Source organism: Microbulbifer sp. ABH2_005 (genome assembly GCF_056160005.1).
Genome location: NZ_JBSWWI010000003.1, coordinates 1 through 15,163 on the forward strand (window position 1 = coordinate 1; position 15,163 = coordinate 15,163).

Sequence of the window (15,163 nt, forward strand, 5' to 3'; positions counted from 1 at the left end):
TGGCCGGTGAGGAATTCAACCTGGGTTCCACTAAGCAGCTGGGAGTCATTCTGTTTGAGAAATTGCAGATCCCGGTGATCAAGAAAACCCCCAAGGGGGCGCCATCCACCGCTGAAGCGGTACTGCAGGAACTGGCCCACAATCACGAGCTGCCAGCGCTGATTATGCAGTATCGCGGTCTGGCCAAACTGAAGAATACCTACACCGATAAGCTGCCGAAAATGATCGACCCCGGCAGCGGACGAGTGCATACCTCTTACCACCAGGCGGTGGCGGCCACCGGTCGACTGTCCTCCAGTGACCCCAACTTACAGAACATTCCCATCCGAACTGAGGAAGGGCGTCGTATCCGCCGTGCCTTTACCGCGGATCCGCGCATTAATGGCGGTAGTGAAATTATTGCTGCGGACTATTCACAAATTGAGCTGCGCATTATGGCGCACCTGTCTGGGGATAAGGGCCTGGTGGATGCTTTCGCCCACGGCGCCGACATTCACCGCGCCACTGCTGCTGAAGTCTTTGAAGTGGCGCTGGATGCCGTCAGTGATGAGCAGCGCCGCCGCGCCAAAGCCATCAACTTCGGTCTGATTTACGGTATGTCTGCATTTGGCCTGGCCAAGCAGTTGGATATCCCGCGTGCCGATGCCCAGACCTATATCGACCGCTACTTTGAGCGCTACCCAGGTGTGTTGCGCTATATGGAGGATACCCGCAAGCAGGCGGCGGAGAAGGGCTATGTAGAAACCCTGTTTGGCCGCCGTCTGTATCTGCCAGAGATCAACTCGCGCAACGGCATGCAGCGCCAAGCGGCCGAGCGCACCGCCATCAATGCGCCTATGCAGGGTACCGCCGCGGATATTATCAAGCGCGCCATGATTGCTGTGGATGCCTGGCTTAAAGAACAGCAGCTGTCGACGAAATTAATTATGCAGGTACACGATGAGCTGGTGCTCGAGGTGCCGAAGGATGAAGTCGAGACGGTGGCCTCCGGCGTACAGGAAATTATGCAGGGCGCGGCCAAGCTGCATGTTCCTTTGATTGTCGATCTGGGGCGTGGCAAGAACTGGGATCAGGCGCATTGAGTTTTTTCGTGCAGCGCCTTTGGCGCACTCATTAATGTTCAGGGGGATCTGAGATAGATACGCCGGTACAAGAAGGCTTAATGGGTGCCTATTTAATGAAATAAGCGCCAATAAGCGTGTTTTAGTCGGCGTTTTTACATTCTTTGCGGAAAACCGTGGAACTGTTCCGGCGACAGCCCCTCTAAAAAGGCAAGATCGTTGGAATGCGTCATCATCCCCCAAGGAAGTCAGATGTTTGCCCCGGAACTCCCCCAAGTCCGGGGCATTTTTTTTGTCTTTCGCTCACTCCCCTTCCACACCGCACGCTTTTCATGGTTTAAGTGACACAAGCTACTCACGCAGACCCCTTGGCGCTCATCTGGTCTAGTCTGAGCACTACAGAGAATACATTCGTATGACATATCGTCTTGGCGGCTAGGATTATCAGTCGCCACCAGCGCCTGTCTGTCTTGAGGACCATTGATGCAGAGCAAAACTATTGCGTTGGCAGCGGAGCATAAAACCCTGCAAGCGTCTCTTACGCTGCCCCAAGAGTCGCGTGCACTGGTGATCTTTGCCCATGGCAGCGGCAGTAACCGCGCTAGTCCGCGCAATATTGCCGTGGCCAAACGTCTGAACGATGCGGGATTTGCCACACTGCTATTCGACCTGCTCAGCGAGGAAGAGAGCCGCGCGGACGAAGCCACCAGTGAATATCGCTTCGATATCGACCTGAGTGCCCGGCGTCTGGTGGAAGTGATCGATTGGGCGGCACAGGGGGAAACTACCCGGGCTCTGCATGTCGGCCTGTTCGGCGCCAGCACAGGGGCCGCGGCAGCGCTAATCGCCGCTGCCGAGCGACCATCTTTGGTAGGCGCGGTGGTTTCACGGGGAGGTAGACCGGACCTGGCCGGGTCGGACCTGCCCCTGGTCAAGGCGCCCACACTGCTACTGGTGGGCGGCGATGACAAGCAGGTACTGGAGTTGAATAAAGAAGCCCTCCAGCATATGGTCAACGAGCCCCGTTTACATCTGATACCCCACGCCGGCCATTTATTTGAGGAGCCTGGAGCCATGGATGAAGTGGTGCGTATGAGCGTGCGCTGGTTTCGCGCGAGCCTGCTATGAGTAGATTGAAGCTATTCAGTTTGGATGCCGGCGCCGACTTTGCCGGTCGCGTGGCCGCGGCCCTGGGTGAACCTCTGGCCCGGCATGAGGAGCGCTGCTTTGCCGATGGTGAGCACAAGGTGCGCCCCCTGGATGATGTCGAGGGAGCGGATGTCTTCCTGGTGCAATCTCTGCACAGGGAGCAATACAGCAGTGTTGATGAAAAACTGCTGCGCTGTTTGTTTTTTATCGGCGCTTTACGCGATGCCGGTGCCGCTCGTATTACCGCGGTAATGCCCTATCTCTGTTATGGGCGCAAAGACCGACGCACAAAGTTACACGATCCGCTTCCGACCCGCTATTTGGCCAGCCTACTGGAGGCCGTGGGTACCCAGGTGGTAGTGACCCTCGATGCCCACAACCTGTCTGCCTATGAGAATGCCTTTCGTTGCCGCACTCTGCATTTACTGTCGGAGCCTTTGTTATTGGAGTTTGCCCTGGGCCGACTGAAGACGGAGCCGCGGCCCCTGGTGGTTTTATCCCCAGATGAGGGGGGGATAAAACGCGCAGAGAAATTGCGCGAGACACTGAGTGAGCGCCTGGGGCGTCCGGTAAGTAGTGCCTTCGTGGAGAAGTACCGCCAGGGTGAGAAGATCAGTGGTGGCACCCTGGTGGGAGAGGTGCGCGGAGCGGTCGTATTGATCGTGGATGACCTTATCGCCAGTGGCGCAACACTCTGTCGAGCGGTTGAAGCCGCGCAGCGGGCCGGAGCCCAGCGTATCCTGGCGTTGGCCAGCCACGGCCAATTTAGTGGAGATGCTTTTGCGGACTTGTCACAACTGCCCTTGGATGCTGTGGCAGTGACCAACTCTCTGCCCCAGTTACATTTGCCTCAGAACTTTCACTTGCTCGACTGTGCGCCCTTGATGGCGGAAGCGATTCGACGCTTGCATGATTGCGGCCCGGTGAGTGAACTCACTCTTTAACTTTTAATCGATAAAGGCCTCCTATAGACAAAACAGTCGTCGACTTTTTGTGGTTTTGCCTGCTTTTGGCGCATCAATCATCTCTTGAGCATCCGACCCACGAATATCACGCATTATCGTTCCCGCACTTGAGCTGCGTTTACATTTATTTACTTAAGAAATGGGAACCAACAGGGCAAATGCCCTATCGAAGAATACAGATCATTGTTGCTCCCTAACCCCTAAGCGTTCAGCTTTTTAACCCCGGAATTCCCCAAAACCGGGGTTTTTTTTGTCTGGGCGAAAGAGGATTTTTAAAAGGTTCACTGGCGAACTATTTCCACGGCCACTGATTTGTTGCTGGCTTTGGAATCTATTTCCGGAAATAGGCAGAGAAAGGGCATAGTATTCGCAGACCTCTGATCGTGGTGTTTACTGGCTGGGAAACAAATCTGAGCCAGCCTAACCTTTCAATATGCAAAGAGTTTGCATACTAGAGGAACCCTCAGGCGTACCCGTCCCCCTGGGTGCGTCTGGCAAGTGCCCCACCCCAAGGGCACTGACCCCTAGCCGGCAGCCCCCATCTGCCGGCTTTTTTTATACCTGGATTTTGGCACCCCCGACTATCTCAAAGCGTATCCCACAAATACAAATGCGCTTGCAAATGATAATGTTTCTCATTATCTTTAGCTTAAATCTAACAGGGGGGTTACCGTGAATTTACGTTACCTATGTGCAAACCACCGCCAATGGTTGATCGATAACACTGATCGTGCGGAACAGGCGTGGTTGGATTGGATGGAGCGCGGCAGGATGCTTTGCGAAGAGGGGAACCATAGTGAGGCGATTCCCTATCTGGGTTGCGCATTTGATGTGGCTGGAATGTTACTCACACGCGAGTGGCCCAGCTATGCCGTTTCTGCGACGCGTTTTAGTGACAGTGCAGCCCAATTGATGGCGGCCTACCGGAATCAGGGAGATGAAAAACACCACCATTACCTCCTTGTGGGAGCCAGTTCTGTTCTCGCCCGCCAGCTGGGAGATCGCGATAAACAGCAGCTTGCCGCTGACTGTATCAGCGCGCTCTATTCGGATGGAGATGGCAAGCCGGAACTCCTTCTTGCCGGGGGAAAACCCGTATCCCACGGCGGGGCAAGCCTGCAGTTGCACTGAGGCAGAGCCGGCAGCGGCACCAAAAGAGTCCCCGCGCCTGCTGACCGTTTCTATTCGCGAGGATGCCCTTGTGGACCTGCTCGCACAGCATGCTCTCTGCGCGGAGGCGCTGCACTGTGCTACGCCCCAGGCACGCCGGCGCCTGCGTCAGCTGTTGCTGCGCTCGCTGACGCGGACAGGGGACAGCATCTCGGAGGAGCCGAACTGATACGGTGGTCTTGGAGTCCCCGACCTTCTCGACTGCCGCCATATTGAGAGTGTTGGGCTTATTGCCCAACACTCAGAGCAGGCCGAAGGAGCGTGCCCGGAATTAGTTCCTTCCGGGCGCTCGCCTCAGGGCTCTGCCTCAGTCGGTTCGGGTGACTCTGGTTGAGGCGCCAGCCAGGTGTTCAGTTTGCGCTCCAGCTTGTCGAGCCCGGTTTTTTTCAGCGAAGAGAAGGTCTGCAGGGTGACGCCGCGGCTGAGCTCCTGTTCCTTGAGGGCTTTCTCGACGGCGAAGAGGGCGTTGTTGGCCGGGCCATTTTTCATCTTATCCGCTTTAGTGAGCAGGATATGTACTGGCAGGCCCGCCTCTACCGCCCAGGTGAGCATATGCAGGTCGAACTCCTTGAGGGGTTGGCGTATATCCATCAACAGCACTAGGCCGCGCAGGCAGGTGCGTTGTTCCAAATATTCGGCCAGGTGGCGCTGCCACTCGTCTTTCATGCTGCGGGCGACCTTGGCGTAGCCATAACCCGGCAGGTCCACCAGGCGCTGGTCTTCTGACAGGCTGAAAAAGTTGATCAGCTGGGTGCGTCCGGGGGTCTTGGAGGTGCGCGCCAGCTTGTTGTTGCCGGTGAGGGCATTGATGGCGCTGGACTTGCCGGCATTGGATCGGCCGGCAAAGGCGACCTCTGCGCCAATGTCCTCCGGACACTCGGTCAGAGTAGGGGCGCTGGTGAGAAATCGTATGGCACGATAGTTCAGTTTTTGTGGCTGGGCTTCAAATTTGTTAATTGGCATCGTTTAAGTCTGCTGATTCAGTACACTCGCTTGGCGCGCAAGTATATAATGCCGCGGTTTTCGCGTCGCAGGACTATCGGGGGCGACACGAAACGCCATATCTCAGCGCGCAACGGGACGACGTATGAACAGCATTATCAAGAACACTGCTCTGGCACTCGGTTTGGTTTTCGGCTTGGGGGCCGTACCTTTTGCAATGGCCTCGGGCGATGCTGCTGCGGGCAAGGCTAAGGCCGCCCAGTGCGCCGCCTGCCACGGCGCTGATGGCAACAGCCTGTCGCCGGCTTTCCCAAAAATCGCCGGCCTCGGTGAAAAATACCTGTACAAGCAGCTTCAGGATATTCAGAGCAAAACCCGCGACATACCGCAGATGATCGGTCAGCTGGACAGTTTCAAAGACCAGGACCTGCAGGATATCGCCGCCTATTTCGCCTCCCAGCCAATGCAGCTGACTGGCTCTACCGCCTTCCCGGTGATGCTAAATAGCGGTGATAGTGTCGATAGCCTGATTCTGGGCCGCAAGCTCTACCGCGCCGGCAACAAGGAAACCGGCGTGCCGGCGTGCATGGGTTGTCACTCGCCCACCGGCCAGGGCAATGCCCCTGCAGGTTATCCGCGTCTTTCCGGTCAGTATCCGGAGTACATTGAAGCGCAGTTGAAAGCCTTCCGTGCGGGCACTCGTGCCAATGATGGTGAAGTCCGCACCATGCGCACCGTGGCCAAGCAGCTTTCCGATGCCGAGATCAAGGCGGTTGCCAACTACATCGCTGGTCTGACCGACTAAATCGGTTAGCCACAGCAACGAGAGGCCGGTCACACACCGGCCTTTTTTGTGTCCGACGCTCCCGCATGGGGGTGGGAATTGGGTAAAGTATTGCCACCTTTGCGACCTCGCCTTGCGCCCGGCGCGGGGAACTTAAATAATCAGCGCTGTCTATTGTGTCCTCAGTGGCCCGACAGTATGTCGCCAGATCAGGCGCTCGAACCACGAATATAGAAGCTGGAGAAGACTTATGAGAGCAGTGCTCGCCCCTATAACAATGGTTTTCGCTGTATTGTTCAGCCTTGTTGCCTGCGCCAAGGAAAGCGGAGAGTTTAAGGCCGGCCAACATTACCAGGTGCTGCCACAGGCGGTAGCGCAGAAAAATGCCAACAAGATCGAAGTGACCGAGATGTTCTGGTATGGCTGTGCCCACTGCTACCACTTCGAGTCGACTCTGGATCGCTGGCAAGAAAAAATGCCCAGTGATGTCGCTTTGGTGAAGCTGCCGGCAATTTGGCAGCCGGTGATGGATGTTCACGCCCGTTTGTTCTATGTGGCGGATGCCATGGGCGTTCTGGATAAAATGCACACCCCTCTGTTCAATACCATTTACAACCAGCGCCAGATGCTGGCGATTCGCGAAGGCCGTGACTTTAAGCCCGACCTGGCCGCTATCGAAGCCCTGTTCAATAAGCACGGTGCCGATGGTGCCAAGGCCGCCAAACTGATGAACTCCTTCGCCATCAACAGCAAGGTTAAGCAGGGTGTGGCCAACCAGCGCGCCTATAAGATGACTGGCACTCCGGAAGTGGTCGTCGCCGGTAAATACCGCATCAGCTCCTCTCTGCCGGGTTACAAGGGCAAGAGCAACGGACAGGAATTGATGCTGCAGGTAGCGGACTACCTGATCGCTAAAGAACGCGCCGATCGAGGCTGATAGCCCAGCCAAAAACAAACCCCGCCCAGTGCGGGGTTTTTTGTATCTGCACTTTTGCCACACTTGAGTAGACCCACTTTCTACCGCAGCAGCCAGGAACAGGAAGTCACCTTTGCGATATCTATGGATCTGTTTGTGCTTGCTGATTCTCTTCTTTCCGTCCCTATGGGCACAGCAGACAATGGAGAATGACAGGCTGGCCGCGCGTGCGAGCAATCTGCTTTCCTATATCTCTGTAGATTATGGGGACTCTGTCGATGATGACCGAATCCTCGATACAGACCTCTATCGACTACAACAACACCATGCCACTCAGGCGCTGGAGCTGGTACGGCAACTACCAGACAAACCTGGCCGTTCCGCTTTGGAGAGGAGTATTGGAGCCTTGCAGGAGGCGATAGGCCGTCGCGATAACGCTGATGCTGTGCGCAGGAGGGCCAATGAGATCGCCGATCGATTGGCGGCTCTCTATCAGATGCAGCGCTCCCCCACGCAGTCTTTGCCCGCGGCCAACCTAGCGGCACCCCTTTTCCAACAGCGTTGTGCCAGGTGCCACGGTAGCTGGGGGCAGGGGGGTGGCGCGGTTCCAGACCTGCGCGACGCCACGCGTATGGCGAGTTTCAGTCTCTACGACCTCTACAATACCCTCGATCCCACCGTGGATACGGTACATAGCAATCGGGTCGATGGCGACTTGGATAGCCGGCAACGCTGGGCGCTGGCAGTAACCGTTGCCGCCCTTGCTGTGAAGAACCAACTGCCACCTTCCGCTGATCTTGCCGAGCGCTACCCGGCCCTGGTCGGATTGCCGGGTATGGCGGTCACCCGCCCGGTCGAGTTGCCCACTGATGCCAGGAATGCCCTGATGTGGTGGAGGGGGCATCCCCACTTGGTGCGCTCCCTCGAACATCCTCTGGCCCGTGCCGAGGGGCTACTGCTCTTGGCGGAAACCGATTACCGGGGAGGAGATAACGCCGGCGCTTACCACAAGCTGATGCTCGCCTATCGCGAGGGCTACCAGCCCCTGCAGCAGTCCATTGAGTTACGAGACAGGGTTTTGTACAGCCAGCTTCAAGCGCAATGGAAAAAATTGCGGCGGGAAGTGATCTCTGCCGCACCCAACACGGATGTGATTGCTTCTATACAAAATTTACGCACTTTGCTGGCTAGGGCCAGAGCACGGCTCGAACCGATGCCGGGCAGCGGCATCAGTTATCTGTGGGCGACGCTGCTGTTTGCATTGGCGCTAGCGCTTGGGCTCTCTCTTTGGTGGGGATTGCGTTGGAGAAAGCGGTCTAGACTTTAAGATGCTTGTGCGCCAGGTCAGTTGTCCAGCCGTGAGGAAGTCACCATGGCAAGATCCCTATTGCCCGCCCTTATCCTCTATTATGCACTGCCGCTTCAGGCGGCCGAGCCTCTGGATGCTTTCCCGTCAGAAGTAGAAGGGAAATATCGCCATGTGATAGAGCTGCCCAAGGTGGTCGATGAGAGCCGCTTTATGGTTGAGCTGGTGCCGGGTAAAAATGCACTGGCCGACTGTAACCTTCGCAGTTTCAACGCACCTTTACAGCGCCAGGTATTGCCGGGTTGGGGTTATCCCTATTATGTGCTGGCGGACCTGAAGCCCGCGCAGGGTACCAGTAAGGTGTGTGGACCCGACTCTGAATCCCGCCGCTTTATCCGCGTGCGCGGCAAGGGACTGATACTGCCCTATACCAGTAGCCAGCCTCTGGTGGTGTATCTGCCAGAGGGTGTACAGCTGAAATACCGTGTGTGGCGGGCGGATAAAAATCTGTCGGACGCACAGTCCAAATAAGGTATTCCTTAAACCCACTCAATCTGCCTGCCTAATTCCGCTCCCTCACAGTGGCGCCTCAATAAATATTTTTAATGCTTCTAATGCCACTGTGGGATTTTGCGTCTAGCCTTACTAAGCAAGGGATGTGAAAAATAACGCCTGTGCGATTTTTCACGCCGGTTTTTTTGGCCTGTGGCCTTAACCGGACAGGAATATTGGCGGTGACGCAAACCGCCGTTCACAGTAACCCTACTCCGCGGTTTTTGCCGAGGAGCACCTACGGTAGAGCAGCGCATGAAGTATTTGCGTAATCCCCCTTTAAATCCTGTTTGTGTATCCCCGCTACAAAGTTGTGCCATTGCCCTGATGCTTTTTTTGCTATTGCCGCTGGCGGCAACAGCGGAATCGGCTCAACAAAAATGGGCGGGCAACTGGTTGGTGGTGAGTGAGGGAGACGACCAGTTAGTGTGGCAACTTAATGCTGATGGCTCCGGTTATGCCTATGGCTTTAATTCCGGAGGCAGGCTGACCCACGGCTTCGCCATTAATTGGCAACTGGATGGCGATCGTGTGCGGGTGCGCACCGGTGCATCCGTTAGCTGTAAAGGCGGCGTAGTTTCGGTAGCGTTTCGCGGCTGGAGCCGTTCCACCCTGTTATTTGCGGTGATTGATGGGCGGCACTGGCTGCAGGCGGGCGGCGGCTTACTAAGTTTCCAGCGCCGCCTGAGTGGCTGGAACACTCCTAAGGCTGGGAGCAACTGTCCCAACATTGCCAGCTGATTTTCTGATTAGCACTCATTAAAAATAAAATAGGAATTTTCCACTCAGGGAGGAGAGCGTCGAATACTGGAGTAAAGCTGTGATGCAAAGAACCCTGGTGTTGGCTCTGGTATTTTTGCTCACAGCTGTTTCCGCTTTTGCGAAGGATGAGCAGAAAAAAAAGGAGAAACAGAGTGAACAGGAGAAAAAGACACAGCAGCGGAATGCCGGTTGGCAAGCTCAATCCCGCTTGAATGCCAGTCAATGGGTTGGTGCCTGGCTTATTTCCCGGGATGGGGAGGCACGTCATGTATGGAGTTTGAAATCCGATGGCACTGGCCGCTCCTACGCCTTTCTCCCCCAAGATGGAAAACTGCAATTTATCTTTGGTTACGATATCCATTGGTATTTTGATCCTTTTACTCAGATGGCCAATATAAAAACCGGTCGTAGAATCATTTGCCGCAGAGGGAAAATCTATCCCTATTTCCTCACCTTGAAGTCCTATGAGAGCGATTATTCCGTGCGAGGAAAATTTGCCTGGCAAACCACTTGGACAGAGGTAAGTATCGGGCGGGATCGCCTACACAAATCCCTGGTGGTATTTGTTGCACCACTGTCCGCCTGGCACGACCCGGGTAAGGGTGCGCCCTGTCCGGAATTCCCCCATGTGCGCTTAGAAAAAGCGATTGATCGAGTCTTGCAGAGTTGGGAGAAAAAAGACTCCCCCGATTTAGAAGTGAATACCTCCCCAGCACCGGGTGAACCTGAGCTGGAAGGCGAAGAATTAAAAAAAACGACAAAAAAAAACGTGAATAGGCGTAAGCGAAATTAAAATAATAAACCACTGACAAAGTAGTGGTGTGAATCACTGACAGAGAGTACTGATCATCCAGACCTTATAACCATCCGGTGTTTCCATGGGAAAAGTGATTCCTATGGATAGTTGAATGAAATGGTCTCTGCCGGGCATCCGCTTACTGTGTGGTTATAAAGCAGGTTTTTTCAATGGCAAATCGGGTATGACAGAAGAAGTTTCTCTCACAAATATTCTGAGAAATATGTGCCCTAAATTACAAGAGGAAACTTACGTTTTTTGCCAAGTGTCGGATGCCCGGCTCGAAGAAGTCTTGACGCAAAGCCTGTGTATTTTCCGTGAAGGTGAGGGCATGAGCGCAATTTTACCCAAGTGCTTGGCACAACAGTATGGAATTGCCTCCAGCGGGCCCTTTCGACAAATCACCCTGCAGGTCTTTTCCGGTCTCAGTGCGGTGGGCCTTACCGCAACCGTCACGAGAGAACTCGCCGATGCGGGCATAGTGGCCAATATGGTAAACGCCCTGCGTCACGACCACGTCTTTGTCCCGGAAGAGAGCGCGCAACAGGCCCTACAGCTTTTGCGCGGACTCAGTAATCGGGTGTACTACACCTGAGTTTTCGCTGTGAGTATCAACTATCCCCAGCCTCAGCCCCACGGCGAAATTCGCCAACTACTACCAGACCTTTTCTATGTACCGGGAACCGTCAAACTGGCTCCGGCAGTCACTATCAATCGGAATATGGCCATAGTGCGCTGGCAGGAGGAGCTGGTACTGGTGAACCCGATCCGCCTGCGTCCAGCCCAGGAGGAGAAGCTGCAGGATCTAGGCCGAATTTCCCATGCGGTACGACTGGGTTATCACCACGGTCAGGATGACCTCTACTACCGAGATCACTTTGACTTGACTTTTTGGCGGCAGTCCGGCTCAAACTTTTATCCTCCCAGTGCGGACAGACTGGTGAAAGATTGGGGCAGTTCTCCAATACCGGGAAGTCAGTTTCTGGAACTGCGTTATAGCCGTTATCCCGAGGCCTTTTGGTGGTTGCCCTTTAATGGCGGCTTATTACTGGGCTGTGATGCCTTGCAGTATTGGGGAAAGTGGAGCGGCTGTAGCTGGTGCGGCCGCAATTTGATGCGCCTTTCCGGCATACGCGCTGGTATGCAGGTACCGCCCGCCTGGCGAACGCGAATGACCCCCGAGGGCCGGGACCAGCGCTGTTGGCTGCAAGAGGACTTTCAGCGCCTGCTGCAGTTGCCATTCCTACATTATTTGGCCGCCCATGGAGAGTTTTGTGCTGATCGGGCTCATGAGGAGGTTACCGCAGCATTGAACCGTGCTTTCCCCGGCCTCTACAAGGCGGCCTAGTTCCTAAATCTTAGTCCTTCAGGGTGAGTAATCGCTCACTTTGTGCGTCCCTGTATTGAGCCGGATCGTGTTAAGATTGTGCACCTTTTTGGCGCGGCGCTGGTGCAATCTGGCTGACCGCGATGATTTATTCGAGAAGTAGAGTTTCCATGAAAAGCAAAATCCTGCTCAGCGGCCTACTGGCAATGCTGCTGGCGGCCTGCACCGCAGTGACCACTGACACAGCGCCCAGCGCGAATATCGACAATATCAGTCGGGATGTGAATTACCTGGCATCTGCAGAGCTGGCGGGAAGAAATACGGGCAGCGAGGGCTACCTCAAGGCGGCGCAATATGTGGCCGATCAGTTTCAGTCGATGGGCCTCGACCCAGCAGGGGAGCAGGGGTACTTTCAAAATGTGCCTTTCCGCAGTGCCAGCTGGAATGGCGCCGAGCCCAGTCTTGTCGTGAAAGGGAAGAGCAGTGAGGTCACTTTTACTTTTGGTGAGGATTTCATCGCCTCACCTTCTGCAGTGAATGAGAAGGCTAGCCTGGAAGCCGAGCTGGTATTTGTCGGTTACGGAATTGAAGCGCCGGACTATGGCCTGAACGATTACGCCGGGCTGGATGTGAAAGGGAAGATCGCGGTAATACTGAGTGGTCGGCCCAAGAGCCTGCCCAGTGAAGTGGGGGCTCACTACGCTTCCAGTTACAACAAGCGCGAAACCGCCGCTCGTCACGGCGCGGTTGGTTATATCACCCTTTATACACCCGAACGTGAAAAGCGTCGCCCCTTTGCGCGCTATGCGGAGCACCGCCACGATGAGACTTTCGACTGGGTAAACCGCAAGGGCGAGCCGGGCAGTGCCACCCCCGGCTTATATCCCGGTGTAATGCTCAACATCGATGCAGCAAGCAAACTCTTCAGCGGTACCCAGCAGAGTCTGGAAGCTATCTTCAGCGATATGGAAAAAGGTCAGAACCCCAAGGGTTTTGCGATTCCCTACCGCGCGGCGCTGAGCACAAGCTCTAAACACCAGGAAATTTTCAGTCCCAATGTAGTGGCCGTATTACCAGGCAGTGACCCGGTACTTAAAAATGAATACGTAGTCTTCTCTGCCCACCTGGACCATATCGGCAAAAAAGAGGATGGCCAGATTTATTATGGCGCACAAGATAATGCCGCAGGAATCGCCGTCATGCTGGAAACCGCACGGCTGTTTGCGGAATCCGGCCAGGCTCCGCGACGCTCTCTCTTATTTGTGGCAGTGACTGGAGAAGAGAAAGGGCTGCTCGGCTCGGACTATTTTGCCGAATATCCTACCGTACCCCTGCAGTCCATCGTGGCCAATATCAATCTGGATATGCCTATGCTGCTCTACCCATTCCGCGACATTATTGCCTTCGGTGCCGAGCACTCTTCCCTGGGCCAGGTTGCCGAAAACGCCGCAATCCGTAGCGGCCTAAAACTGAGCCCTGATCCCATGCCGGAAGAGGTGATCTTCGTACGCAGCGATCACTACAATTTCGTACGCCGCGGTGTGCCTTCTATTTACCTCATTACTGGGCGAGAAGCACAGGACCCGAATATCGATGGCACTGCTATGCAAGTGTCCTTCCTGAAAGAGAGCTATCACAAACCCGGAGATGCGCCCGATGCAGGGGTGAACTACGCCGCGGCCAGGCAATTTACCGAAGTTAATTATTTGATCGCCCGTGAAGTGGCAGATGCCGAGGATAAGCCTTCATGGTATGAGGGGGATTTCTTTGGGGACTTGTTTAGTACGAATTAGGTTACACAGACTATTACTCCGATTGTAAATAGTTTGTGAATAAATTCTTACAAGATAATTATTGGTTTGTGGTAAATTGCGCAGCCTATCGGTTAGTTACCGATGAATAAAATATATTATCCGTATTAGGACATAAAAAATGTTTAAAAAATTAGCTTTGGGGGCTGCGATTACTGGATTGGTAATGGCAACGGGTTGTGCAAGTATCGTAAGTGATAGTTCCTATCCGGTATCAATCAATAGCACTCCAGGCGGTGCAAATTTTACCATTATCAATGAAGCGGGTTTCGACGTTCACAGTGGCGTAACCCCTGATACTGTTACCCTGCCAGCATCTGATGGATTCTTCTCTTCTGCGAGCTATACGGTTAAATACCAGATGGCTGGTTACAACGAGCAGAGTTTTTTGATTAAAGCGGGTATGGACGGTTGGTACATTGGTAATATCCTTGTTGGTGGTCTAATCGGCTGGTTGATTGTTGATCCAGCCACTGGTGCAATGTGGAAACTTCCAGAATCCGCACATGTTACTCTGCAGCCAAACACTGCAGCTGCTCCTATGGGCGGCCTGTCAATAGCTTCTATTGATGAAGTTCCTGAAGAAATGAAATCTCAGCTGGTGCGTGTAAAATAAGCACTTGCTTGGAAAAAGAACCACCCTACGGGGTGGTTCTTTATTTATACGCTTCGACATAATTCTAACCATCTCTCAATTCCCGCACTCCTATATTTTTGCCGATGCAGAGCGAAATAAAATTCTCTGTGAAAGTTCCTCTGTGATACCGGCAATTCGATCAATGAGCCCCGCTTCAAGGCGTCTGCTAAAGAGACCCTAGATAGGCAACTGATACCGAGCCCAGCTTCCACGGCTCGCTTAATTGCCTCTGTATGCTGCAGCTCCAACAAAATATGAAGGTTTGGAAGTAATCCGACCATTGCACGCTCAAAAGTCTGGCGTGTGCCGGAGCCAGGTTCCCGGGTAATCCAGGTGGCATTGAGCAGATCTTTGTCTGTCAGGCGCTTGCGCTTGGACAGGGGATGAGAGGGGGCGCAAAAGACTACTAATTCATCACTACGCCAGGGAATCATTTCCAGATCCGGGTGATTAAATTCGCCCTCAATAAGCCCAAGATCCAGCTCAAAGTTGAGCACCCGCTCGGTAATTGCCGAGGTATTTGCGACCTCCAGCTCCACGCGTGTGCCGGGTTGCTCCTCCATGTAGCGGGCCATTACGTTCGCTGCCAAGTAATTGCCGATGGTTAGGGTTGCCCCTATTTTTAGGCGCCCCAGATCACGATGACTGGCCAGACTCTGTTCCAGTTCCTGTGCCCGTTCCAGCAGCTCCTCCGCCTTGGGCCATAGTTGCCTACCCAGCTCATTCAGGCGCAGGCGCTTGCCGGTGCGCTCAAACAGGCGCAACTCAAACTGTTGTTCGAACTCTTTTAGGGCGGTGGAGGCGGCGGACTGTGACATGCTCAGGCTCTCCGCTGCACGGCTCACATTCTCGTGGTGGGCACAGGCCAGGAACACCTCCAGTTGGCGCAAAGTATAGCGCAAAGAGAAATCTCCACTTGATCGTTAAAATAGATAAGGAATATCGAAATATCCCACTTTGCCAATAGATCTTCCAGGGCTAAAAT

At 54.4% G+C, this 15,163-nt stretch carries 16 protein-coding genes; 14 read left to right on the plus strand and 2 right to left on the minus strand.

Annotation, left to right across the window (positions count from 1 at the left end):
* The 4 genes from ACXAFI_RS18890 to ACXAFI_RS18905 all read left to right on the plus strand — a co-directional run.
* The coding region (locus ACXAFI_RS18890; RefSeq protein ID WP_475110020.1) for a DNA polymerase at window positions 1-1,082 on the plus strand (1,082 nt) is incomplete at its 5' end.
* A gap of 462 nt (window positions 1,083-1,544) precedes the next feature.
* Window positions 1,545-2,189 (plus strand): dienelactone hydrolase family protein, encoded by a 645-nt coding sequence (locus ACXAFI_RS18895; protein WP_475110021.1) that lies wholly within the window; start codon window positions 1,545-1,547, stop codon window positions 2,187-2,189.
* A complete protein-coding gene (locus ACXAFI_RS18900; protein WP_152450390.1) occupies window positions 2,186-3,154 on the plus strand; it encodes a ribose-phosphate diphosphokinase in 969 nt (322 codons plus the stop codon). Before ACXAFI_RS18895 ends, ACXAFI_RS18900 begins: the two co-directional genes overlap by 4 nt.
* 693 nt (window positions 3,155-3,847) lie before the next feature.
* On the plus strand, window positions 3,848-4,306 hold the full coding sequence (locus tag ACXAFI_RS18905; protein WP_475110022.1) for a hypothetical protein: 459 nt from the start codon (window positions 3,848-3,850) through the stop codon (window positions 4,304-4,306).
* Window positions 4,307-4,639: 333 nt separating this feature from the next.
* On the opposite strand, the gene yihA is transcribed toward ACXAFI_RS18905, so the two are convergent.
* Entirely contained in the window at window positions 4,640-5,308 is a 669-nt protein-coding gene (yihA, locus tag ACXAFI_RS18910) for a ribosome biogenesis GTP-binding protein YihA/YsxC (protein ID WP_475110023.1), read from the minus strand.
* Between the two features lie 124 nt (window positions 5,309-5,432).
* Here yihA and ACXAFI_RS18915 point away from each other — a divergent pair, with 124 nt between their 5' ends.
* From ACXAFI_RS18915 to ACXAFI_RS18960, 10 genes are all read left to right on the plus strand, one after another.
* The gene (locus tag ACXAFI_RS18915; RefSeq protein ID WP_152450397.1) at window positions 5,433-6,092 is read left to right on the plus strand and encodes a c-type cytochrome; all 660 of its coding nucleotides are present in this window, start codon (window positions 5,433-5,435) and stop codon (window positions 6,090-6,092) included.
* Between the two features lie 229 nt (window positions 6,093-6,321).
* Window positions 6,322-7,008 (plus strand): thiol:disulfide interchange protein DsbA/DsbL, encoded by a 687-nt coding sequence (locus ACXAFI_RS18920; RefSeq protein WP_152450399.1) that lies wholly within the window; start codon window positions 6,322-6,324, stop codon window positions 7,006-7,008.
* 181 nt (window positions 7,009-7,189) lie between these two features.
* The gene (locus tag ACXAFI_RS18925; RefSeq protein ID WP_475110024.1) at window positions 7,190-8,314 is read left to right on the plus strand and encodes a c-type cytochrome; all 1,125 of its coding nucleotides are present in this window, start codon (window positions 7,190-7,192) and stop codon (window positions 8,312-8,314) included.
* 45 nt (window positions 8,315-8,359) lie between these two features.
* Window positions 8,360-8,824 (plus strand): ecotin family protein, encoded by a 465-nt coding sequence (locus ACXAFI_RS18930; protein WP_444920621.1) that lies wholly within the window; start codon window positions 8,360-8,362, stop codon window positions 8,822-8,824.
* A 276-nt stretch (window positions 8,825-9,100) separates the two neighbouring features.
* Entirely contained in the window at window positions 9,101-9,586 is a 486-nt protein-coding gene (locus ACXAFI_RS18935; protein ID WP_444920622.1) for a hypothetical protein, read from the plus strand.
* A gap of 79 nt (window positions 9,587-9,665) precedes the next feature.
* Window positions 9,666-10,400 carry a hypothetical protein gene (locus ACXAFI_RS18940; RefSeq protein ID WP_475110025.1) on the plus strand — a complete coding sequence of 245 codons (735 nt, stop codon included), beginning with the start codon at window positions 9,666-9,668 and terminating at the stop codon, window positions 10,398-10,400.
* Window positions 10,401-10,515: 115 nt separating this feature from the next.
* A complete protein-coding gene (locus tag ACXAFI_RS18945; protein WP_475110026.1) occupies window positions 10,516-10,998 on the plus strand; it encodes an ACT domain-containing protein in 483 nt (160 codons plus the stop codon).
* 9 nt (window positions 10,999-11,007) lie between these two features.
* Complete coding sequence (locus ACXAFI_RS18950; RefSeq protein WP_475110027.1) at window positions 11,008-11,751, plus strand: hypothetical protein; 744 nt, start codon at window positions 11,008-11,010, stop codon at window positions 11,749-11,751.
* 149 nt (window positions 11,752-11,900) lie between these two features.
* Entirely contained in the window at window positions 11,901-13,523 is a 1,623-nt protein-coding gene (locus ACXAFI_RS18955; RefSeq protein WP_475110028.1) for a M28 family metallopeptidase, read from the plus strand.
* Window positions 13,524-13,662: 139 nt separating this feature from the next.
* A complete protein-coding gene (locus tag ACXAFI_RS18960) occupies window positions 13,663-14,157 on the plus strand; it encodes a hypothetical protein (protein WP_475110029.1) in 495 nt (164 codons plus the stop codon).
* A 44-nt stretch (window positions 14,158-14,201) separates the two neighbouring features.
* Here ACXAFI_RS18960 and ACXAFI_RS18965 read toward each other — a convergent pair whose 3' ends face one another.
* Window positions 14,202-15,080: a LysR family transcriptional regulator gene (locus tag ACXAFI_RS18965; protein ID WP_475110030.1), complete on the minus strand. Its 879-nt coding sequence runs from the start codon at window positions 15,078-15,080 to the stop codon at window positions 14,202-14,204.
* Window positions 15,081-15,163: the final 83 nt, after the last annotated feature.

Coding starts and splice junctions, on each gene's coding strand:
- ACXAFI_RS18895 (WP_475110021.1), top strand. CDS start 1,545: ATGCAGAGCAAAACTATTGCGTTGGCAGCGGAGCATAAAACCCTGCAA.
- ACXAFI_RS18900 (WP_152450390.1), top strand. CDS start 2,186: ATGAGTAGATTGAAGCTATTCAGTTTGGATGCCGGCGCCGACTTTGCC.
- yihA (WP_475110023.1), bottom strand. CDS start 5,308: ATGCCAATTAACAAATTTGAAGCCCAGCCACAAAAACTGAACTATCGT.
- ACXAFI_RS18915 (WP_152450397.1), top strand. CDS start 5,433: ATGAACAGCATTATCAAGAACACTGCTCTGGCACTCGGTTTGGTTTTC.
- ACXAFI_RS18920 (WP_152450399.1), top strand. CDS start 6,322: ATGAGAGCAGTGCTCGCCCCTATAACAATGGTTTTCGCTGTATTGTTC.
- ACXAFI_RS18925 (WP_475110024.1), top strand. CDS start 7,190: ATGGAGAATGACAGGCTGGCCGCGCGTGCGAGCAATCTGCTTTCCTAT.
- ACXAFI_RS18930 (WP_444920621.1), top strand. CDS start 8,360: ATGGCAAGATCCCTATTGCCCGCCCTTATCCTCTATTATGCACTGCCG.
- ACXAFI_RS18935 (WP_444920622.1), top strand. CDS start 9,101: ATGAAGTATTTGCGTAATCCCCCTTTAAATCCTGTTTGTGTATCCCCG.
- ACXAFI_RS18945 (WP_475110026.1), top strand. CDS start 10,516: ATGAAATGGTCTCTGCCGGGCATCCGCTTACTGTGTGGTTATAAAGCA.
- ACXAFI_RS18955 (WP_475110028.1), top strand. CDS start 11,901: ATGAAAAGCAAAATCCTGCTCAGCGGCCTACTGGCAATGCTGCTGGCG.
- ACXAFI_RS18960 (WP_475110029.1), top strand. CDS start 13,663: ATGTTTAAAAAATTAGCTTTGGGGGCTGCGATTACTGGATTGGTAATG.